We start from the raw sequence: 21,951 nt of genomic DNA on the forward strand, positions 1-21,951 counted from the left end.
TTATAATCCTTCCTGTGCGCGCAAGAGTTGGCGTTCAACTTCATCGGCAAGACCGATGCCGCCGGACTTGGCAAGCGAGCTGCCATATTCATTAACCAACATGCCTTGCCACATTTTTTCAGCATGACCGCCGCCAAAAGGCTCAGTCGCATTGAGCCCTTCAAACATGGGCTGGAGCATTTGGCTTAAAAACTGGGCTTCAAAATCAACAGCGGTTTCACGGATTTTGCGACGCTGGTGGGCTTCCATGAAAGACGGGTCTTTCATTTGCTGAGAGCTCAGTGCTTTTGCAAAACTATCTGCATCTTGTTTTTTAGGTTGATCAAGGCCCGCCATAGCTTGCTGGGATTGTGCTTGTTGCAAGGCCATTTGGGCTTGGCTCATGATTGATAAATCGCTCATTACATCACCTCGATTTTGGCTTGCAGGGCACCTGCGGCCTTAATGGCTTGCAAGATGGTGATCATGTCACGCGGGCCGATGCCCAACGCGTTTAGACCATTAACCAGTTCTTGAAGTGACACACCATCATCCAGAACCGTCAGCTTTTTTTCGTCGCCTTCATCAACATCAACGGCTGTACGATCAACGGTTTCTGTTGTGCCTGTTTCTGCAAACGGGCCGGGCTGGGAGACTTGCTGGTTTTCTGTAATGCGGATGGTCAGGCTACCTTGGGCGATGGCGACAGTACTGATGCGTACATTTTCCCCCATCACGATGGTGCCCGTTGTTTCATCAATGACCACACGGGCCATTTGGTCAGGCTCCACACGGAGCTGTTCAATATCTGTGAGTAGGTTGACCACATTGCCATCGTAATGATCAGGGATGTCCAGTTGTACTGTACCCGGGTCAGTTGGGCGTGAAGAACTTGATCCCAAAAATGCATTGATGGCTTGAGAGACGCGGCGCGCGGTTGTGAAATCTGGATTGCGCAGGGAAAGTTTTACATTTTCCATCTGCGCCATTTCAAACTGAAGCTCGCGCTCAATAATGGCACCACTGGCAATACGACCAGATGTTGGCACACCTTTGGTCACGGTTTCAGCGGCCCCACCAGCGGTGAAGCCGCCAACAGCCAGTTGACCTTGGGCAACAGCGTAAACTTCACCATCAGCACCGATCAGCGGTGTTACGAGCAGGGTTCCGCCCATAAGGCTATCAGAATCACCAAGGGCACTGACGGTTACATCAATGCGTGAGCCTTGGCGGGCAAAGGGTTTAAGTGCTGCTGTGACCATAACGGCGGCAACGTTTTTACTATCAAGGCCAGACTCGGTCGGTTTTACACCCAGGCGCTCTAACATGGAGTGCAAGCTCTGTTTGGTGAAATGACCATCGGCAAGACCGTCACCTGTGCCGTTGAGACCAACGACAAGACCGTAACCGACAAGCATGTTGTCGCGCACGCCTTCAAAGGTGACGATGTCTTTAATGCGTGAAGATGCATTTGCATGATTAGCGTTTAACAAAAGAATGGTACCTGCAACAATGAAGATACCCAGCAACCAAGTCAGCGCGAGCTTCTTGGTTGTTTCTAATGCGCTCTTAAACGCTGGTGTGGTTCTCTTTGTGACGGCAGTCATGGTTTTCTCATCTGTTAGCCGTTAAAAAAACTTGGCCTACATTGAAGCCGATTATTCTTATTAATTTATTAAGCAAAGGCTGTGCCAGAATATAAATGTTTAAAAAATTAATAAAAACAACGTGTTATGTATTGTTATTATGGGGTGTTTCTTGGGGTGAAGGCTTCTTTACCTACCTATGGGTAAAAACTGCCGGGTAAAAGACTATGGGGACACCCGCTTTATAGATGGTGTCCCCATAGGCAAAGAACAGTGTTAATTGGTGCTTAATGAGCCAAGCTAAGCTTTCAAGTCACGGGCAACCTCGGTCATTTCATCAATGGTTTTGACAACCGTTGAGGCCGTGTTATAGGCATTTTGAGTGATGATCATTCTGGTGAATTCATCACTGAGCTCAACGTTTGAGGTTTCGCGTGCATTTGGCACAAAGGTTCCGGCCCCTTGACCATTGGCGGTTCGCACAACGGCTGTCCCCGCATTGGGGTCATAGCGATAAACGTTCCCGTTAATGGGCTCTAACCCATCAGGGTTGGTAAAGGTCACAAGCGGAAGCTTATAGATCGGACGTTGGGTTGCATCTGAGAAACGCCCAACGATTTCACCAGCCGCGTTGAACTCAAAACTCGTGAGTGTTGCATCGGAGCGACCGTTATAATCATAAGAGACTTCAGCAATTTGACCGGAGGCATAGTTGGTCATATTGGTCATGTCCAAGGCAAAGCTCCCGCTTGAGCCTGGAATAGTCACAGATGTGGGCGTGCTGAGAGAACCATCAGGATTGAAAGTTAATTGTAAACGATTGGGGGTGGTATCTGTATCAATACTCAGGGCCGTCCCATCGGATTCAAAAATTTCAAGCGTCCAGTTGTTATTGACTTGCTGGGCTTTCACACCGTCAATTGTTGTGCTGGTCTGGGTGATTGCCGCACCTGCATTTTGCGTGAGTGAGGCAATATCCAATGTGAACGTCGCGCCAAGAGTAGGGCTTGTATCAACCGTGATTGATGTTGGTGTTGAGGTGATGGCCCCGGTTGTGGGGTCAAACGTCACGCTGATGGCATTGGGTGTACCATCAACTGTGCCATCGACATCCAGCTCACTTGAACCCTCAAAGATGCGCAAATCCCATGTGTCTGCTGCCGTTTTTGTAAATTGGAGGTCAACGTCCTGTTCAAAACCTTCTGTGTTATAGAGGGTCGTGGTTGCTGTTTCTGAAAATCCAATAGCTGCTGAGGCTGGAATATTCCAGTTGGGCGTCATGGTATTGGTTTGATTACCCAAGACAAAGTTGGTGAATTTCAGCTGATAAGACTGTAAGTCCCCATTGGCATCATAAGCTTTGATGAAAGTGGATTCATCATAGTTCGCAGCCGAATCTGAAGGTAGGTTCAGCCCAATGGAGGCCGCAGTTGTGGCTTCGCCATTTGAGGTGAAGGCTTCTGGATCAATCCTTAAAGATTGTAGTGAGCCTTCATCAGTGGGGAAAGTTTCTCCATCGGCGTTGACCGGCCAGCCCTGAACGAAATAGCCGTTTTTATCAACTAGATACCCTTCATAGGAAGTCACATCGGTGCCGTTTATATTGATGGTGATCTCGTCACCAAGTTTTTGTTCGAGCATCCCGTCGCGACCATAAACAGTCGTACCGCTCCCATCAATTTCGGAATTTAGCTGGAAAAAACCAGAACCATTGATGGCAACATCATAGTTGCTATCACTGGAAATCATCGACCCTTGCTGGGAAATCATCGAGCGTGAAATCGACCGAACGCCACCTATATCCTTATTATGGTCATAGGTTTGGGCAAGCATCGTAGAGAAATTGGTCTCACTACGTTTATAGCCGCCTGTGTTCAGGTTAGCGATGTTCAAGCCAATGACTTCCATCTTTTCGCTTTGCGCCATCATAGCGCCGACAGGGGCCGCGAATGATCCTAATATACTCATCGCATTCCTCATTAGTTAAATTAACACTGTGGGTACAATGACCCGCAAATCTATACGCAAACCCTGTGCCACAATTTAATCTATTGAAATTAAAGGAAAAAATGTTATCTATTAAGGATTGTTAAGGGAAAGTGGAAAATCTTGCCGGGCAGAGTTTCCCCACTTGGGAAGCGCTTAAAATTGGTCTATAATAAAGACTAGAGATAAATTGAACTGGATGTTGAGATGAAGATTTCAAACGTAGGGCCAAGTAAGCCAGCGGTGAAAAGCACAAAGAAAGAGGGAACTGGTAAATCCGGTGGTTTTTCTACTCATCTCAACCGTGCCACAGGGGGCAACGAGGGGCAGGTCGAATTTCAAGAGGTTAATCCCGTGGCCTCTATGGACTCCATTCTTTCCATTCAAGAAGTCGGTGATGCTACTGAAGAAGAAAACCGTCGTGCCCTTTTCCAACGCGGGGAAGATATTCTGGAGCGTTTAAGTGAGATACAGCGCGAAATTTTAGCTGGTGGTATCTCGGTTGAACGTTTGCAAAATCTTGCTCATTTACTGCGTAGTCGGCGTGAAACGGTCGAAGATCCGGCCTTACAGCAGATTATTGATGAGATTGAGCTGCGCGCAGAGGTTGAAATTGCGAAGTGGGGACGCAACAAATAACCTGTAGGTTATGTAGGTATTCCCTAAGTTATTGTGTTTTCACAAAAAAATAAACTTGCAACTCTATGAAGAAAAATTCTTGCGATATTGCGAGACTCTCCTTATATTGCGCCCAAAATTAGCAGGATGGGCACGCAAGTAAGGGGCACTGGGATGACCGTCACATTGGCACAAGATTATAAGCCGACAAATGAAGAAGAGTTCATGAATGAAAATATGCAACAGTATTTTCGTGAAAAACTCTTGGCATGGAAAGAAGAGCTGATTCGTGAATCAAACGAAACGCTTGAGCATCTCCAACAAGAAAACAACCAAGCACCTGATTTGGCTGATCGTGCGTCTATGGAAACAGACCGCGCACTTGAGCTTCGTACACGTGATCGTGCGCGCAAGCTGATCAGCAAAATTGATGCGGCCATGATCCGCATTGATGAAGGGACATATGGCTATTGCGAAGAAACGGACGAGCCTATTGGTATTCGCCGTTTGGAAGCGCGCCCAATTGCGACGCTGAGCATTGAAGCCCAAGAACGTCATGAACGTATGGAAAAAACCCATCGTGATGACTAAGGTCGGTTGATCTTTGAAGAATTGAAAAGCGGTAATCGAAAGGTTGCCGCTTTTTTTATTCCATGTCATGTTTTATGAGAAATCAGACAAAAGGAAAGCGAATGTCTTTCAAGCCCTATGCGCGACCTGATGTACGCGAAAGTGATATTGATGCTGTTGTTGATGTGCTCAAAAGCCAGTTTTTAACAACCGGACCAAAAGTGCCGGAACTGGAAAAACAGTTTACAGCTTTGGTTCAGGCAAAAGAAGCTGTGGCTTGTTCCAATGGTACAACAGCCTTGCATCTTGCCTCTCTCGCAATTGGATTGAAGCCGGGGGATAAGGTGGTCGTGCCTGCTTTGACTTTTTTAGCCACAGCAAATGCGGTGCGTATGTGCGGGGCTGATGTGGTTTTTTGTGATGTTGATCCTGACACAGCCATTATGACGCTGGAGAATTTAAAAGCGGCTGAAGAAAAAGCAGGGGAGGGGATTGTTGCGATCTATCCCGTACATATCGGTGGACATTGCGCCGATATGAAAAGCCTTTCAGACTATGCAAGGTCTAAGGGCTGGAAGATTGTGGAAGATGCCTGCCATGCTTTGGGCGGCACCAACCAAGCTTATCCTGTTGGGGCATGCGCTTATAGTGATTTGGCGTGTTTTTCCCTTCATGCGACGAAAAGCTTTACGTCTTGTGAAGGCGGGATGGTCACAACAAATGATGCGCAAATGGCTGAGCGCATGCGCATTTTGCGCAATCACGGTATGCTGCGCGATGAAAAAACTGGGCCATGGGCTTATGAGATGAATGAGCTTGGTTATAACCACCGTTTATCAGATGTTCACGCAGCCCTTGCCATTTGCCAATTAAGCCGCCTTCAAGAGGTTGGGCAGCGCCGTATGGAGATTGTCCAGAAATACCGTGAGGAGCTGGATGGTCTTTCGCCTTATATCAAATCGGTCTCGCCAACTGAAAATGGGGAGCCATTGCTGCATCTTTTTCAGTTGTTGATTGATTTTGATAAACTAGGCAAAAAACGCCCTGAGGTTTGTAAGGCCTTAATGGAAAAAGGGGTCGGCACACAGGTGCATTATATTCCGGTGGCTAATCAGCCCTATTATGTTGAGCTTTACGGTGAGCCAAACCTGCCCGGTGCACAGCTTTTTTATGAACGGGTTCTGGCCCTGCCGCTTTATTCCTCCCTGAGTGAGGCTGAGGTGAATGAAGTGATCAGCGCTGTTAAAGACGTTCTTTTATAATCACAAAAAAAAGGCCGAAGTCAGATGACTTCGGCCTGTGAGTTTCCTAGTGTCTTAGAGCGATAAGAGCTAGGGCATAGAAACTTAGAATGGTGCGATGATATCGAGGACCTGCATACCCCAACGTGGTTGTTGCAGTTCAGATACGTTACCGCGCCCACCGTATGTCACACGCATTTCAGCAATTTTTGTGTGGTCGATGGTGTTGGCAGAAGTGATATCTTCGCGACGAATAATTCCTGTAATATTGAGTTCACGCAGCTCGTAGTTCACCAATGTCTCTTGGCGACCGTTGATCACAAGATTGCCGTTTGGCAGGATTTGGGTGATCACAGCGGCCACTGTCATGGTGATGCTTTCATCTCGTGCGATCTTGCCTTCACCTGATGTGGTGTGGTCTGTGTTCAAGCTTACAGTTGAAGCGTTATCCACATTGGAGGAGACGATTTTGGCAAGGCCGGCTTCAAAGCCGAAAAGGTTGGTTAAATTACCTGTCTCGCCGTCAGCGCGTGTGCGTTCTGTTTTATTGTTGATGCTTGCGTTATCAGAAATAGCGATGCTGACTGTCAGGATATCGCCCACTTCGTTGGCACGATTGTCTTTAAAGAAAGCGCGTGCCCCGCTGCGCCAAAGTGAATTTGGGTTGATATGGGCGGCTTTTGGTGCGGGCATCGGCATGCTGACAGGCTGATAATCCGGGCGTTTTGTCGGGTTGACGATTTCTGTTGTTTTTGGGCCGTCACCAACATGGGACAGGCGGGTAAAGAGACCGCAGGCAGAAAGTGTGGACATTAAGGTCACAATGGCTGCAAGGCGGAGAATATTTTTAAATTGTAACATGTCTAGTCTCCTATACATATGCTCTAAGAACGGGGCTCAAGTTCGCTTTTAAAATTAATTGATTGATGCGAGTTGAGCTGGTTGGTCAAGGATCGGAAGAACCGTGACCATGGAGCTACCGATAACGATAGCGTCAATTGTGCGTTTTGTTTTTGTGTTGTTGATGCGGATGGTGTCACCATCAGCGCCATTTTCCATAGCGCGCCCTTTTGAAGTGAGGGTCATGCCGGGTTTTTTCAAAATGATTGTAACAACACTGCCTTTAGGGACGATCACAGGGCGCTGAATGTCCATTGTGCGAATAGGCTGTTCTGGTCGCAAAGAGCGTTTCGGTGTCATGCCGACCACATCTTGCAACTCAGTGATCACGCCGCGTTGGGCACGATCTGCACGAAGCTTGACCCAAGTAATATCATTTTGGGCAATCACTTCACCTTTACTAAGGCGACGTGCCAATGTTGGGATTTCAATCATCTGATGAACTTGGCCTGTTACACGAACACGTTGGCTGGCGTTCATGTTTTTCTCACCCACGCTGAGCATAGCGGCAAAGCGGTTGGTGCGGCGGTTATAGCTCACATCTTCAACAGAAACTTCTGCCATGATCTCACTTGGCACATGAATGCGCAGGTGCTTGTTGCTCAGCTCAATATGTGGGTTAGATGGCAGATCATAGTCATTAAGGGAGGCCATCAAGGCATCAATGATTTCGTCTTTTTGAATTTGGATGCTGTCACGCGTAACCATGGTGCGCAGGTCTGAAGAAAGCGGACGCCATTTCAAGCCATAGGCACGCGCCACACGGTATAACCAACGGGCATCGAAAGAAGCGCGACGACCTGGTTTTGGCGCATAAGCCACCGCTGTTTCGGCTTTGTCGATCGGTGCGTTTGCAAACAGATCGCCCAAACGGATATAGGCACCAGAGACCACAATGTTTTCGCGCAAAGCAATCGGGCCAGTTTCGCCTGTTGCCATTGTGTCGAGGGTATCGGTTGTGGCATTGCCAGCAGGGGCAAACAACAAAGTACCAAGTAAACTTGCAAGAAAAATAAAGTGTTTCATGACTTAGTTCCTTCCTAGCGCATCTGCGACAAGGTGCCCATCATCTCATCAGAAGTCGAGATCACCTTGGAGTTCATTTCGTAAGCACGTTGGGCTGAGATCAGGTTGGTTACTTCTGAAACAGCATTTACGTTTGATGTTTCAAGAAAACCTTGCAGGATTGACCCATAACCTGTTGAGCCCGGAACGGCCGTTGCAGGCTGACCAGAAGCTGGCGTTTGCAGGTAATAGTTAGAGCCTTGTGCGCTCAAGCCCGCTGTGTTTGGGAAGTTTGCCAATGTCAATTGACCAACATTTTGCAGATCAACTTGACCATCGATTTTTGCAAGAACTTCACCAGAAGAGTTAACCGTTACATCAACAGCGTTTGCTGGAATAGTCAGGCCCGGTTGAACGAGGTAGCCATCATGTGTGACAAGCTCGCCATCACCGTTAAGCTGGAATGTACCATCACGTGTGTAAGCTGTTTGACCATCTGGCAGAGTGATCTGGAAGAAGCCGTTACCTTGGATAGCAAGATCAAACGTGTTGTCGGTTGCCGTCAGGTTGCCTTGTTCGTGAATACGATAAACAGAAGCAAGTTTCACACCCAAGCCAAGCTGTACACCAGCAGGAACGACTGAGCCGTCATCTGCAGAGGTGGAACCCACACGACGGATGTTTTGATACAAAAGATCGTGGAACTCTGTACGACGACGTTGGAAAGCCGTTGTGTTCATGTTTGCCAGGTTGTTTGAGATGACTTCAACATTTTGTTGTTGAGCCAGCATTCCTGTAGCACCGATACTTAATGATCTCATTTTCTTTACTCCTAAACTTCTTCGCTCTAGCTAGCCGTTTGATCGGCGCTTACTTATTGGTCTCTAACTAATGAAAGGGCTTTGCGCATACGTTCATCTTCTTTGGTGACAAGGTTCTTTGCCTTTTCGTATGAACGGTGTACCTCAATCATGCGGGTCATTTCGATGATTGGCTGTACGTTGGAAAGCTCAAGTTTGCCCTGAATAACGTGTGGCATTTCAACCTGTGTGCCCGCATCAGCTGAGCTATACAGGGTGTTGGATACCTTTTTCATGAACTGTGGGTTTTCAAATTGAACAATACCCAGTTTGCCGATTTCGCCTGCATCTGTGTAAATCTGACCCGTGCGGCTGATTTCGATGCGGGTGTCGGTTGGGTTTGTCTGGATTTGCTCACCATCTTCAGTCAGAACCGGGTTGCCATCAGAAGTCACAACCACGCCTTCGTCATTGAGTTGGAAGTGGCCGTTACGTGTGTAGCGGTTGCCACCTTCTGTTTCCACAACGAAAAAACCTTCACCGTGAACCGCAACATCAAGAGGGTTGCCTGTTTCTTCTAGGCTTCCTTCTGACATGTCGCGATATTGGGAAACGTCACGAACGAACATCAATTTGTCGCCCATGATGGCGTCGCCACCTTTACTACGCATCAGGTAATCATCAAACATCATGGACTCACGCTTATAAGCATGTGTGTTCATGTTGGCGATGTTGTTAGCCACAGATGCCATTTCACGCTTGAGTGTCGTTTGTCTCGACAGTGCAATGAGTAATGAATTTTCCATTTGGCTATGCCTCTTAAACTTAATTCGCTCTAGTGTGCGACATTTTGCCGCGTTGTTGCGAGTATATATGCAGAGACCGTGCCAGTTTTAAAATATGATTAAAATCAATAAGTTATGTCTTTGTGAGGGTGGAGGTGGAACAAAATGTTCCGGTAATTTTTGTTGCCGGGCGGCAATAAATTCCATGTCAATCTGGCCTCTAAGGGACTATTTTTGCCTTTAAAGAAAAAAAACTCTTTAAACCTGTTGTTAACCACTTGCTAATTATGGTGTAAATAAGGGTAGCCATGTATAGTGGCGACCAATGAATGTATTTGACTATAAGTGTGAGTATTAAGACATGGCTGATGATGATCTCGACGACGACATGGATGACGACGAAGATCTGGATGATGAGGAAGGCGGCTCCGGCGGGGGCGGGGGGAAAAAGAAAATCCTCATGTTGGCCATTCCTCTGGTTCTGATTATTGGTGGTGCGGCAGGTGCTTATTTTACGGGCTTGCTTGACCCGTTGATCGGTGCGGAAGAAAGCGCAGAAGGCGAAGGTGGTGAAGGCGGCGAAGGTGGCGGTGAAGCTGCTGGACCTGTTGCTTTTACAGACTTGCCTGAAATTTTGGTGAACCTGAATACAACAGGGCGTAAATCCAGCTTCTTGAAAATCCGTGTAAGCCTTGAAGTGCCCAATGCCTTGGAAGTTGATAAGGTTGTTGCTGTGCAGGATCGTGTTGTTGATGCTTTTCAGGTATACTTACGTGAGTTACGTGTTGAAGACTTAAAAGGCTCAGCAGGCATGTATCGTTTGCGCGAGGAGCTTTTGGCGCGTGTAAATGCGGCCGTGGCTCCGGTTAAAGTCAATGACGTGCTTTTTAAAGAAATGCTGGTACAATAATTGCGAAGATTATTATCGGTAGTTTTGAGACTGTAAGAGAAGATAGTGAAGGACAGGGTTTATGACTGTCGCCGATGACGAAGGTGAAGATCTCGCTGCAGAATGGGAAGCAGCCCTCGGTGATGACGAGGCGGAAGGTGAAGACGACGATCTCGCCGCAGAATGGGAGTCCATGGTCGGTGACGATGGTGGTGGCGGTGCTGACCTCTTAGGGGCGGTTGGCGGTCGTGAATCTACGCGTGTCCTAAACCAGGATGAGATTGATAGCCTTCTTGGTTTTGACGAAGACCATGATGAAGAAGGCGGGCAAAGCGGTATTCAGGCAATCCTGAACTCTGCCCTTGTTTCTTACGAACGTCTGCCCATGCTGGAGGTGGTTTTTGACCGCCTTGTACGTATGATGTCCACATCCATGCGTAACTTTACATCCGATAACGTAGAAGTTTCGCTGGATAACATTGTATCTATCCGTTTTGGTGACTATCTTAACTCTATCCCTCTGCCGGCCATGCTTGGTGTATTTAAGGCGGAAGAATGGGATAACTACGGTCTTTTGACCATTGACAGTTCCATGATCTATTCCATCGTGGACGTGTTGCTTGGTGGGCGCCGTGGTACGGCGGCCATGCGTATTGAGGGGCGGCCCTATACGACCATTGAACGTAACCTAGTTGAACGAATGGTTCACGTGGTGTTGAATGATTTGTCCGCCGCCTTTGACCCGCTGTCACCTGTGTCGTTCCGCTTTGATCGTTTGGAAACAAACCCACGCTTTGCAACCATTTCACGCCCAAGTAACGCCGCGATTGTTGCCAAGCTGCGTATTGATATGGAAGACCGTGGTGGTCGTGTGGAAATGCTCTTGCCATATGCGACCTTGGAACCTGTTCGTGAACTTCTCTTGCAGATGTTCATGGGTGAGAAATTCGGTCGTGACAGTATTTGGGAAACCCACTTGGCGCGTGAGCTCTGGCAGACCGATGTGGATCTGGAAGCCGTGCTGGATGAGCAATATATGGAACTGACCGATATCATTAATTTGAAGATCGGTTCACAAATTATGTTTAATGCCACACCGGATTCCGATATTGAGATTCGCTGTGGCGGCGTTTCCATGTATACTGGTAAGATGGGGCGCAAAGGCAATAATATTGCCGTGCGTATTGACGACGAAATTACGAAGCAGAAAGGATAAAGGCAGTGCCATTTGCATTAATTTTGGACATGCTGATTGCGATCTTGTTAATCGCGACAATTGCCTACGCGGTCATGTTAAACCGTCGCCTTTCTGATTTGCGCAAGGATCAGTCTGAGCTGGAAGAATTGGCCAATCAATTTAATGATGCCACCATCCGTGCAGAAGAAAGTATTCATAAGCTGACCGGATCAGCCGATGATATGAAACGCGATGTTCAAGAGACCTTGCGAAAAGCAGAAGCCTTGCGCGATGATTTGAACTTCCTGATTGATCGCGCTGGTGCATCGGCTGATAAACTGGAAGATAGCGTGCGCAACAATCGCCCTGAGACTCCTTCTTATGCAGGTAAAAAGGTCAAGGATACGGTTGCACCACCTGAGCCTGCCGCTGCTGCCCAGCCTAAAGCAGCTCAGCCAGCAGCGCCGCAAGAAGATGATTTTAAACCGAAGTCTGATGCAGAACGTGAATTGTTAAAAGCATTGGAGTCGGTCCGTTAAGGGCGGGGAGACACAATTATGATGTCCATGTTGAATAAATTACGCGTCTTACCCGTGACAATCTTTGTTGCGGCCTTTTTGCTGACCATTAAAGTCAATGCCATCTGGGAAGGTATGGGCGATTGGATGGATGGTGTATCAGTGACAAAAGCTGAAGCCGTTCAAAAGACCCCGCAGGAACGCCCCAAATCAGCCTCTGAAATTATGAAAAGCCGCCATCCGGCACCGCCTAAGGTGCTTGAGCTGGCCCAAGCTGATACTGAAGAGTTAAGCGAAGAAGAAAAACAGGCCATAGCTGAGGAAGAAGCGGCTGAAGAAGCAGATGATGAGGAGACATCTTCTGTGGATGATCCGACATTTTATACTCAAGCAGAAGTTGACTTGTTGCAGAAGCTTGCTGAGCGCCGCGAAGAAATTGAAGCCCAAGCCCGCGAGCTTGATGTGCGAGAGAATCTACTTAAGGCAGCTGAAGGCCGAATTGATAAAAAAGTACAATCCCTCAAGGCACTGCAACGAACCATTGAAGACAAGATGATCAAATATGATGACGAGCAAGATGAAAAGCTGGTCAATCTGATCAAAATTTATGAGAATATGAAGCCGAAAGATGCTGGGCGAATCTTTGAAGAACTTGAGATGGATGTACTCTTAGAAGTCGCAGAAAAGATGAACAAACGTCGTCTTGCCCCTATTTTGGCGAAAATGGACCCGAAAAAAGCACGTGATGTGACAGAAGAATTGTTTAGATTACGCAGATTGCCTAAGCCGGGCGAGCTCGAAGGCGGTCAATAACCGCAGAAACATGTAAAAATGAAAAAAAATTGGGCTAATGCGTTGGTTTCTCTTTTAAAAAGGTTGCTTCCTGCGCTAAGCTCAAGTACTAAATCTAAAGAAGCCTTTTTTGCGGCCCGTTCGTGGGGAAGGTAAGCCGATTAAAAAAAAGATACTTTTATCTGGGAGTGCTAGATGGCTGTCGATCCTAATATGCCCATCCTGATTGTGGATGACTATAAAACAATGTTGCGTATCATCCGCAACCTACTTCGTCAGTTGGGTTTCACCAACATTGATGAAGCAACTGATGGTAGCCAAGCGTTACAAAAACTTCGTCAGGCGAACTTTGATCTGATCATTTCTGATTGGAACATGGAACCAATGACGGGTTTGCAATTGTTGCGCGAAGTTCGTTCCGATGCAAAACTGAAGCACATTCCGTTCATCATGGTTACTGCGGAAAGTAAATCCGAGAACGTCATTGCTGCGAAAGAGGCGGGTGTATCTAACTACATCGTGAAGCCATTTAACGCAGAGACGCTCAAAGGTAAAATGGTGAGCGTGATTGGTGACTTCTAAGTTCCCATTCGTAAGATTTGATTCGAGTTCATGAGCCGCTAATGTCAGTACCTTCAAAAGTCGATCCCGACTTGACAGCACGATTAGACGAGCTTCGCGATACTTACGGCGATACCGTAAAAGTCGAAGAAGTGGTCGAAGTCGTAGACGGTCTCCTTTCTACCATGAAAGGTGACGTAACGTCTGCTGACATGGAGCTTTATAACGAACTCGAATCCCTTGCGGATTATATCCATAGCGCCAAGGCTGAAATTGCCCAACTCCGGCCCGACGATGTGAAGGAAAAATACCTGACATCGGCGAGTGATGAGCTTGATGCAATTGTTGATGCCACTGCGGATGCGACCAATAATATTATGGACGCAACGGAGATGATTGAAGAAGCTATGGGGCATGTGGAGCAGGAAATCAGTGATAAGCTGATGGATGCCACCACAAAAATTTACGAAGCCTGTTCGTTCCAAGACATTACAGGCCAGCGTATTACAAAAGTAGTCTCAGCACTGCAACATATTGAAGAGAAGATCGATGCTCTGGTTGAGGCATTCGGGTCTGAAATCGATAAATATAAATCTGAAAACCCTGACACTGAAGATGATGCGCCTAAAGAAATCACGGATGAAGACCTGCTTGAAGGTCCTCAGCTTGATGGTCAAGGCAAGAGTCAGGAAGATATCGACGCCTTACTTGCCAGTTTCGATTAACAAATTTTATTAGAAGGCCATGAACCGAGTAAGGGCAAACTTTAATGGGGGCGATAGACCCAAAAGTGACGCCGGTCGGACGATTACGCTTTTCTTATCCCTTTATCTGCTAGTTCTCGCCTTTTTTATCCTGCTCGTCAGTATTTCTTCCATGGAAGAAGTTAAGTCCAAAGCTTTGATGGAAAGTCTGAGCTCGACTTTTTCCTCTGTCTTGCCACCTCGTATGGACTTGACCGCTTTTAATGCCACAACAGGTGAGTTTCTTGCCGCTGATGAATTTCAGCGCCAAGTCACAGGACTGTTTTCTACTGTTATTGGGGTGGTGAAAGTTGATGCCATCCAGCCCGGTCGCCTTATGCGCATCGAACTTGATGGTGATGGGCTGTTTGAACTTGATCAGGATGTCATTCGCGAAGGCCAGTATGGCTTTATGGACCGTTTGGTGGCAGCACTAAGTGCCAACCCGCCGGGTTTGCGTTTTGAAATGGAATTTGTTGTGCCGACGGCTTGGTCGTCTCAACAGACTTTGCCCACAGACCAAAGCCTCGCCATTCGCCGTGCTGGTGCCTTTGCACGTGATTTGCTCAATCGGGGGGCACCTCCGGGCTCTGTCTCTATCGGGATGAAGGGGAGTAATGATAAAACGGTTGAAATTTGGTTCCATATCCGTGGACGAATGGAAAACCGTATTAAATTTGAAGAGTCGCCTCTCATCAAAATGCCGAAAAAGGTTGAGGCTCTTCCCGAGAAAGTTATTCCGGCACCCGTGACCCTTGCGCCCGTTCAAATGGATGATGGCGGGGTAAGTGCGATTTTACCTTTAGCGCCAGAACCTTTGCCTCAGACGATACCTGAAAGCGTTCCCCAAGAAACCAAGCCCGATGGGCTATTGGAAATCACCCCACCTAAATTACGATTGGGGGTGCAGCAATGAGAAGGCAAACCCGTCAGGTTGGTTTAACGTCTTTTGTGACAAAAACGCAGGATGAAGGAAAAAAAGGCGCATGGATGGTGACTTTCACCGATCTGGTGTCTTTGCTTCTCACCTTTTTTGTCATGCTCTTTTCCATGGCGACAGTGCAGATTGATAAATGGGATGCGATCACAGATTCCCTTTCCACCACGCTTAACCCACAAAAAACACAAACGGTGGCGACTGCCACGGCGGATTACAATATCTCTACCGTTTTTAGAAAACGTGCGATTAATCTGGAATATTTACAGGCTGTTTTAGCTGAAAAAGTAGAAAAAGATGATATTCTAGGGCGCTCAATGATCCAGCTCCTTGATGACCGATTACTCATTTCATTGCCCGGGGACCTACTTTTTACCAGTGGAAGTAAAAACTTAAGCACCCGTTCGCAAGAAACTATGTTAAAAATTGGTGATGTTTTACGACATGTTAGTAATCAGATTGTTATAACTGGACATACGGACCCACAGCCGTCTGAAGGTCAAGATTATGCCTCAAATTGGGAATTATCACTTTTTAGGGCAATTGCGGTGGGAAATGCGCTAAGAAAGTCTGGCTTCACGCAAGAATTCTTGGCATATGGATATGGGGATAGCGGTTATGACCAGTTACCTGCTATACCGGATGAACAAAAAGCGGCACTGGCCCGGCGTGTAGATATTATGGTTCTGCAAACCGGCGTGTTAAAATAGACTAAGAGGTAAGACAAACCATATGGCGTTGCGCGCACTTATAAGCTTGATGGTCTTTATGATCAGCATGTTCGCTGTTGAAGCGGCATGGGCTGAGCGTATTGCCGTGCGCGCAGGCGGGCATCCCGGTTATGGGCGGATTGTCTTTAAATGGTCTATCCCGGTGCGCTACACAGCCAATGCTGAAAACGGTGTTTTAAAAATCACTTTGGGCGAGCCTGCTGAAACATCTTACAATGATGTGCGCCGTAACCTTAAAAAATATATCTCACGCGTAACGCCATCAAATGGCGGGCGCACCATCACCATGCAGCTAACGGGTGATTATGGTGTGCGCAGCTTTTATAGCGGCAGTTACCTTGTTGTGGATATTATTGGGGAACCTGAGAAAAAGGCCCCAGCGCCACAGCCTCAACCTCAAGCACAACCCGCTCCCCAACCTGTGGCCCAGCCCGCACCACAGCCTGCCCCGCAACCCGTTGCCCAACCACAGCCAACGCCTGCACCACAAGCAGCGCCTGCTCAAACGGTGCGCCCTGTGGCTGTGCAGCAGTCTGTCGTGCCCACCAGTGGGCCAAATGTGCGTGTGCGCAAAGGCGAAAAAGGTAACTTTACCCGTATCGTTTTTGATTGGCCGCGCAAGATCAATTATTCCATTGGGGATTATCAAGGTAAAACAATCGTTAATTTTGCCGAGCCTGCCAAATATAACCTTACTGCAGCCAAACGTAACCTAAGTGGTGAAGTACGTGGTTTGCGCCAAAATGGTAATAATGTGGAACTGGACGTGACGTCGGGCTCTCGCATTAAGCATTTCTATGTGGGCTCTAAAGTGGTGGTCGATGTCTATCGTGATCGCTTGGCGCAAAAACCTGCGCCACCTGCAACCACTCAAGTTGCACAAGCTCAGCCCCAGCCTGTTGCTGCACCAGCGCCAACACCTGCACCGCAGCCACAAGCCGTTCAACCGCCAAAACCAAAAGCAGCCCCTGTTGTAAAAGTAGCTGAACCTCAACAGCTAGCCGCACCTGCGCAGGTGACACCAGCCCCGGCCCCTGTTGTGAGCGAACCAGCACAAAATGCAAGTGGTTTGGCAGCAGCCTTTTCCTTGCGCTTTGAGTTTGGGGAGCCCGTTGCAGCCGCCGCCTTTAGGCGCGGGGGCAATGTCTGGCTGGTATTTGATAAGCAGACTGAACAAGACGTAAATGCCATGAAGGCCCTTGCTAAGGGTAGCATTGTTGATATTGAACAGATCGCCATTCCACGTGCCACGGTTTTGCGTATTGAAACGGTTGATGGCTTTAACCCACGCCCAAAACGCGAAGGTCTGGCTTGGGTGTTTGATTTTGGCAAGTTGCCTTTGCTGGCCTTGCAGGAAATTGATGTCCAGTCCCAGCCGCATTCACCTGCGGGCGCACGTATGTTTATGTCTGTCCAAGAAGGTGGCCTGCCTGTACCAATTCAGGACCCGGTTGTTGGCGATAACCTTGTCATCGTACCTGTCATTCCGTTGGGCCATGGTGTTAATACACCGCGCTCATATCCACAGTTTGATATTTTGGCCTCTGCCCAAGGAGTGGTCTATCGCCCCTTAAGTGATGACTTGCGCATACGCACGTTGAAGTCCGGTATTGAGATGACGGCGGCCTCAAGCCTGAAGCTTTCTGATACGGGTAAAAAGGCGGTTGCGCAGGCGAAAATGGGGGGCTTGCGTGGGGTCAGTCGGATTTTCCATTTTGATAAATGGAAAGTCGGCGAGATGGATGAATATCGCAAAAACCGCCAAGACCTTGAAAAATCAGTTGCGGGCTTAAAAGGGCCACGTCGTGAAATTGCGCGTGAAAAGCTCGCCCAATATTACCTGTCTCATGGCATGGGACCAGAAGCGATAGGCGTGTTGAACGTCATTGCCAAATCCAACCCGCAAAAAGCCAAAGAACCGGAATTTATTGCCAAACGTGGTGTGGCTAATTTCATCTTAAACCGCTTGGATGAAGCTGAAGAAGATTTATCAGGTGAGGAAATTTCCGCTAAGGATGAAGGCCAGTTCTGGCAAGCCGCTGTTCAAGCAGCAAAAGGGGACTATTCACAAAGTGCCTTGGATATGAAACGGCTGGGTGGGGTGATCCGTAACTATCCACCACGCCTGAAATTCCCACTGGGTCTGTTATTAACAGAAGCCGCCCTTGAAACAGGTGATGTGCGCCAAGCTGAATCTTATCTTGAAGTGCTTGAAGCTGAAGGTTTGAATAACCGCCAAGATGATGCGGTTAAATACCTGCGTGCACGCAGTAAGGAAATCAGCGGCGACCCTGATGGGGCGGTTGTGGTATATGAAGAAGTTGAAGCGGGCAATCATCGTCCTTCACGTGCCAAGGCGGCCTTGGCCAAGAATGAGCTTCTCTATAAGCATGAGCGTATCGAAGATAAAGAGCTGATCGAGGCACTGGAAAAACTCCGCTTTGCATGGCGTGGGGATGACTTTGAGTTTGATCTGTTGCGTCGTCTTGGTGATATGTATGTGAAAACGACAAACTATCGCGATGGCCTGCGCACCATGCGTCAAGCCGCAACGTATTTCCGCAAACATCCAGAAGCGGAAAGCGTTACCCAAGAAATGATCCGTATCTTTGAAGAGCTTTATCTTGAAGGTAAGGCTGATGAGCTACCGCCTGTAACAGCAATTGCGCTTTATGATGAGTTCCGCGAGCTGACCCCAGCCGGGACAAAAGGTGACGAGATGATCCGCAAGTTAGCGGACCGTTTGGCAGCTGTTGATTTGTTGCGCGAAGCCGCTGAGTTGTTAGAAAACCAAGTTCAGTTCCGCCTAAGCGGGGAGAAGAAATCTCAAGTCGGTACCCAGTTAGCGGTTGTTTACCTTGCTGCCAGCAGTCCGAAAAAAGCCATTCGGGCGCTCAAGAAAAGTAAACGCACAAAAATGACACCGGAAGAGATTGTGCAACGTCGCCATCTTGAAGCGCGTGCCTTAATCGACATGGGGCAATCTGATAAAGGCATCAAGATGCTGGATGATGCGGAAGATGAAACCGTTGCAGCCGATCTCTTGCGCTCAGAAGTTTATTGGAATGCCAGTGATTGGCGCAATTCAGCCGCGACATTGAAACGCATTGCCCTTGCTAAAGGCGCGCGTCGCAACAAGCCGCTTAATGAAGAACAGGCCCGTTTGATCTTGAACCTTGCGGTCTCTTATACGCTGGGTAATAACGAGCGTGGGGTTGCGCGCATTCGTGCCGATTATGGCGGGGCGATGGAGCAAACTTCCTTGCGTGATGCCTTCCGTTTGATTGCCTCGCGTGAAAATGCCGGTATGTTAGACCCACGCACCATCACCCAATTGGTGAAGCCTGCTGAGAACTTCACCAACTTTATGGGTGAATATAAAGAGCGCCTTAAAGCAGGTAAGTTGAGCGAGATTAACTAAAACCTATCGCTTTGTTCATGGTGCGAACATGCAACGGTTTTTGCGAAATATCTAAAAAATGTAACTTATGGATAAATTTGTCTTGAGTTTCACAGTAAACTCAGGCATTCACGTCGCCTTGTCCGCAGAGATTAATTTGCGGTGCCTCTATCTACTGGTTTGGAAAAGGGTTAGAAATGGCTAAAACAGCTGCTCTTGCCGAACTGGGGATGGACTCGGGGACGACACCGAGCGAGACCCAGATCCGCGAAAATGAAGACACTCAATCAGGCTTTGCCGTGATTGAAAATAACAAAGACTATTTTATCGAACGAAACGGCATACGTTATGCCGGAACCCACTTGCTGATTGACCTTTGGGGTGCAAGCAAGCTGGATGATATTGATTTGATTGAACGCACGTTGCGCGCCGGTGCAGATGCAGCAGGGGCAACCATCCTGCATTGTCATCTCCATCATTTTGAGCCCAACGGTGGTGTCTCTGGCGTATTGGTGCTGGCTGAGTCTCATATCAGCATCCACACATGGCCTGAGGCGTCTTATGCGGCCTTGGATGTGTTTATGTGTGGTGATTGTGACCCGCATAAAGCCGTTCCTTTCCTTGAAGACGCCTTCACACCTGATCGTGTGGATGTGGATGAGCAACTGCGAGGAAAAGACGTATGAGTCGCTGGATTTCAGAAACCCTTTATGCGGACTATCAACAACGCTTTAAAGCCACGGATGTTTTGTTTGAAGAAAAGACAGAACATCAAGATCTGATCATTTTTGAAAATGATTTCTTTGGTCGGGTGATGATGCTTGATGGGGTTACCCAAACAACTGATCGTGATGAGTTTGTCTATCATGAGATGATCTCCCACGTGCCGATCATGGCCCATGGGGAGGCCAAGAAGGTTTTGATCATTGGTGGGGGTGATGGTGGTGTGTTGCGCGAAGTGCTGCGCCATAAAGACATCCAATGCACCATGGTGGAAATTGATGCTTCCGTTGTGGAAATGTCAAAAAAATATTTCCCTGATCACAGTGCGGGCGCTTTTGAAAATGAGCGTTGTAATCTGGTTATCGCTGATGGTCTAAAGTTTGTGAAAGAAACAACTGAGCGCTTTGATGTGATCATTGTGGATTCAACAGACCCCATCGGGCCGGGTGAAGTACTCTTTACTTCCGAATTTTATCAAGACTGCCAGCGTTGTTTGAGCGAAAAAGGCATTTTGGTCACGCAAAATGGTGTGCCGTTTTTCCAAGGCGATGAAATCACCACAACGCAGGAACGTATGTCCCCGCACTTTAAGGATATGTCTTTTTATGTGGTGGCTGTGCCAACCTATGTGGGTGGTTTTATGACCCTTGCCTGGGCGTCAAATGATGAAAACGCGCGCACACAATCGGTTGATGTGATTAACGAGCGTTTTGTGGCAGCAGGTTTTGAGACCAACTATTACACGCCGGGTGTGCATGTCGGGGCCTTTTCTTTGCCGCGCTATATTGAAAAATTGTTGAAGTAAATCATTTACGCTGGTTTTGATCGCGCCATGTGAAAAGGGCTTCTTGTTTGTGCAAGGAGCCCTTTCTTCATTCTAATATGCCTTGGCCGAAGCTCTTAACGAGCGAGCCGACAAGCATGTACCAGCCATCCACCAGTACGAAGAAGATGATCTTAAAGGGCAGGGCGATAATAATCGGCGGCAGCATCATCATACCCATGGACATGAGCACCGAGGCCACGATCATATCAATGACCAAAAACGGGATGAATAAGAGAAAGCCGATCTCAAAGGCGCGGCGCAGTTCTGAAATAATAAAGGCCGGAATAAGCGCTTTAAGCGGAACAGCATCCGGGGCAATATCTGGTGATACTTGAGCGATGCCTAAAAAGAGATCAAGGTCTTTATCACGCACATGTTGCATCATGAAACGTTGAAAGGGTTGTACCGTTTTTTCAAAGGCGGCGATTTCTTCAAGGTCGCCTTCCATATAGGGTTTTAAACCTTCATCATAAGCTGCTTCAAAAGTGGGCATCATGATGAAGAAGGTTAAAAACAGGGCAAGTGAGACAATCACTTGGTTGGGCGGGGCTTGCTGGGTCCCCATGGCGGTACGCAAGAAGCTAAAGACAATGACCAGGCGGGTAAAGGAGGTCACCATAATCAGGATACTGGGCGCGATGGACAGGACCGTTGTAAGGGCGATCAACTGAATGATGCGCGAGGTGGTACTTTCCGGCCCGCCTACGTTTGGGTCCCCAAAATCAAGGGTAAAGCTTTGGGCCAGCGCTTCTGAATTGAACAGCGCCATCACCATGAAGGCAAGGCCTGAAATAAAGCCGCCGCTTAGAGAGAGTTTTAAAACCTGTCCTTTGGTCATGCTTTTTCAACCTCCTCAATCTCTTGTGAAGAAGGCGTGTTGTTGAGATGCTCGGAAAAACTCATATCGTCTTCAATGATGTTCTGTTCCACAACAAGGTCCGTTGTTCCGCCAATAACCAGTAGATGTTCTTTATCATCGCGTTTGATTAAAACCAAACGGCGTTTCCCATCTAAGGGCATGATTTCTGAAATGCTTAAACGTCTTTTAGCAGTTCTGGGGATATTGCGATAGCCCATACCATAGCGCTTGGCCATAAAGGCGAGCAAGCCGATGAGTGCAATCACAAAGGCAAGTGCAAACACAAAGCGTAGATAGTCCGCGATATCCATCTTTAATCAAGATC

Annotated in this window: 23 protein-coding genes; 14 read left to right on the top strand and 9 right to left on the bottom strand. The window is 47.8% G+C overall.

The features are described from left to right. The 3 genes from MTBPR1_RS15220 to MTBPR1_RS15230 form a co-directional block, all read right to left on the bottom strand. A complete protein-coding gene (locus tag MTBPR1_RS15220; RefSeq protein WP_083223138.1) occupies positions 1-402 on the bottom strand; it encodes a rod-binding protein in 402 nt (133 codons plus the stop codon). After that, the gene (locus MTBPR1_RS15225) at positions 402-1,586 is read right to left on the bottom strand and encodes a flagellar basal body P-ring protein FlgI (RefSeq protein WP_083223139.1); all 1,185 of its coding nucleotides are present in this window, start codon (positions 1,584-1,586) and stop codon (positions 402-404) included. Before MTBPR1_RS15225 ends, MTBPR1_RS15220 begins: the two co-directional genes overlap by 1 nt. A gap of 279 nt (positions 1,587-1,865) precedes the next feature. Next, the gene (locus tag MTBPR1_RS15230; RefSeq protein ID WP_165602686.1) at positions 1,866-3,533 is read right to left on the bottom strand and encodes a flagellar hook protein FlgE; all 1,668 of its coding nucleotides are present in this window, start codon (positions 3,531-3,533) and stop codon (positions 1,866-1,868) included. A 225-nt stretch (positions 3,534-3,758) separates the two neighbouring features. On the opposite strand from MTBPR1_RS15230, the gene MTBPR1_RS15235 reads away from it, so the two are divergent. The 3 genes from MTBPR1_RS15235 to pseC all read left to right on the top strand — a co-directional run bounded on the left by MTBPR1_RS15235 (position 3,759) and on the right by pseC (position 6,001). Further along, complete coding sequence (locus tag MTBPR1_RS15235) at positions 3,759-4,190, top strand: flagellar assembly protein FliX (RefSeq protein WP_069189880.1); 432 nt, start codon at positions 3,759-3,761, stop codon at positions 4,188-4,190. A 153-nt stretch (positions 4,191-4,343) separates the two neighbouring features. Further along, complete coding sequence (gene dksA / locus MTBPR1_RS15240; protein WP_069189881.1) at positions 4,344-4,760, top strand: RNA polymerase-binding protein DksA; 417 nt, start codon at positions 4,344-4,346, stop codon at positions 4,758-4,760. Between the two features lie 101 nt (positions 4,761-4,861). Beyond that, complete coding sequence (gene pseC, locus MTBPR1_RS15245; protein WP_069189882.1) at positions 4,862-6,001, top strand: UDP-4-amino-4,6-dideoxy-N-acetyl-beta-L-altrosamine transaminase; 1,140 nt, start codon at positions 4,862-4,864, stop codon at positions 5,999-6,001. Positions 6,002-6,085: 84 nt separating this feature from the next. Here the strand turns inward: pseC and flgH are convergent, their stop codons facing one another. From flgH to flgF, 4 genes are read right to left on the bottom strand one after another with little or no spacing between them, the layout of a single operon-like run. Next, complete coding sequence (flgH, locus tag MTBPR1_RS15250; protein WP_069189883.1) at positions 6,086-6,841, bottom strand: flagellar basal body L-ring protein FlgH; 756 nt, start codon at positions 6,839-6,841, stop codon at positions 6,086-6,088. 54 nt (positions 6,842-6,895) lie between these two features. Further along, on the bottom strand, positions 6,896-7,906 hold the full coding sequence (gene flgA / locus MTBPR1_RS15255) for a flagellar basal body P-ring formation chaperone FlgA (RefSeq protein ID WP_069189884.1): 1,011 nt from the start codon (positions 7,904-7,906) through the stop codon (positions 6,896-6,898). Between the two features lie 14 nt (positions 7,907-7,920). After that, positions 7,921-8,706, bottom strand: coding sequence for a flagellar basal-body rod protein FlgG (gene flgG / locus MTBPR1_RS15260; RefSeq protein WP_069189885.1), 786 nt, complete (start codon positions 8,704-8,706; stop codon positions 7,921-7,923). Between the two features lie 53 nt (positions 8,707-8,759). Further along, the gene (flgF, locus tag MTBPR1_RS15265; protein ID WP_069189886.1) at positions 8,760-9,491 is read right to left on the bottom strand and encodes a flagellar basal-body rod protein FlgF; all 732 of its coding nucleotides are present in this window, start codon (positions 9,489-9,491) and stop codon (positions 8,760-8,762) included. 340 nt (positions 9,492-9,831) lie between these two features. On the opposite strand from flgF, the gene MTBPR1_RS15270 reads away from it, so the two are divergent. From MTBPR1_RS15270 to speE, 11 genes are all read left to right on the top strand, one after another. Next, positions 9,832-10,380 carry a flagellar basal body-associated FliL family protein gene (locus tag MTBPR1_RS15270; RefSeq protein ID WP_069189887.1) on the top strand — a complete coding sequence of 183 codons (549 nt, stop codon included), beginning with the start codon at positions 9,832-9,834 and terminating at the stop codon, positions 10,378-10,380. A 61-nt stretch (positions 10,381-10,441) separates the two neighbouring features. After that, complete coding sequence (gene fliM / locus MTBPR1_RS15275) at positions 10,442-11,575, top strand: flagellar motor switch protein FliM (protein ID WP_069189888.1); 1,134 nt, start codon at positions 10,442-10,444, stop codon at positions 11,573-11,575. A 5-nt stretch (positions 11,576-11,580) separates the two neighbouring features. Further along, a complete protein-coding gene (locus tag MTBPR1_RS15280) occupies positions 11,581-12,075 on the top strand; it encodes a DUF6468 domain-containing protein (protein ID WP_083223141.1) in 495 nt (164 codons plus the stop codon). An 18-nt stretch (positions 12,076-12,093) separates the two neighbouring features. After that, positions 12,094-12,867, top strand: coding sequence for a MotE family protein (locus tag MTBPR1_RS15285; RefSeq protein WP_069189890.1), 774 nt, complete (start codon positions 12,094-12,096; stop codon positions 12,865-12,867). A gap of 174 nt (positions 12,868-13,041) precedes the next feature. Beyond that, positions 13,042-13,428 carry a chemotaxis response regulator CheY gene (locus tag MTBPR1_RS15290; protein WP_069189891.1) on the top strand — a complete coding sequence of 129 codons (387 nt, stop codon included), beginning with the start codon at positions 13,042-13,044 and terminating at the stop codon, positions 13,426-13,428. Between the two features lie 41 nt (positions 13,429-13,469). Next, positions 13,470-14,132, top strand: coding sequence for a protein phosphatase CheZ (locus tag MTBPR1_RS15295; protein ID WP_069189892.1), 663 nt, complete (start codon positions 13,470-13,472; stop codon positions 14,130-14,132). Positions 14,133-14,151: 19 nt separating this feature from the next. Further along, on the top strand, positions 14,152-15,066 hold the full coding sequence (locus tag MTBPR1_RS15300) for a flagellar motor protein MotB (protein WP_069189893.1): 915 nt from the start codon (positions 14,152-14,154) through the stop codon (positions 15,064-15,066). Continuing rightward, positions 15,063-15,797, top strand: coding sequence for an OmpA/MotB family protein (locus tag MTBPR1_RS15305; RefSeq protein WP_083223142.1), 735 nt, complete (start codon positions 15,063-15,065; stop codon positions 15,795-15,797). The genes MTBPR1_RS15300 and MTBPR1_RS15305 overlap by 4 nt, the downstream gene beginning before the upstream one ends. 22 nt (positions 15,798-15,819) lie before the next feature. Continuing rightward, the gene (locus MTBPR1_RS15310) at positions 15,820-19,239 is read left to right on the top strand and encodes a tetratricopeptide repeat protein (protein ID WP_069189894.1); all 3,420 of its coding nucleotides are present in this window, start codon (positions 15,820-15,822) and stop codon (positions 19,237-19,239) included. A gap of 176 nt (positions 19,240-19,415) precedes the next feature. Then, positions 19,416-19,904 carry an adenosylmethionine decarboxylase gene (speD, locus tag MTBPR1_RS15315; RefSeq protein WP_069189895.1) on the top strand — a complete coding sequence of 163 codons (489 nt, stop codon included), beginning with the start codon at positions 19,416-19,418 and terminating at the stop codon, positions 19,902-19,904. Then, complete coding sequence (gene speE / locus MTBPR1_RS15320) at positions 19,901-20,746, top strand: polyamine aminopropyltransferase (RefSeq protein WP_069189896.1); 846 nt, start codon at positions 19,901-19,903, stop codon at positions 20,744-20,746. The genes speD and speE overlap by 4 nt, the downstream gene beginning before the upstream one ends. A 67-nt stretch (positions 20,747-20,813) precedes the next feature. On the opposite strand, the gene fliP is transcribed toward speE, so the two are convergent. Beyond that, positions 20,814-21,605: a flagellar type III secretion system pore protein FliP gene (gene fliP, locus MTBPR1_RS15325; RefSeq protein ID WP_069189897.1), complete on the bottom strand. Its 792-nt coding sequence runs from the start codon at positions 21,603-21,605 to the stop codon at positions 20,814-20,816. Further along, a complete protein-coding gene (locus MTBPR1_RS15330; protein ID WP_069189898.1) occupies positions 21,602-21,937 on the bottom strand; it encodes a FliO/MopB family protein in 336 nt (111 codons plus the stop codon). Before MTBPR1_RS15330 ends, fliP begins: the two co-directional genes overlap by 4 nt. Between the last annotated feature and the right edge of the window lie 14 nt (positions 21,938-21,951).

Origin of the sequence: Candidatus Terasakiella magnetica, assembly GCF_900093605.1 — a bacterium.
GTDB lineage: Bacteria > Pseudomonadota > Alphaproteobacteria > Rhodospirillales > Terasakiellaceae > Terasakiella > Terasakiella magnetica.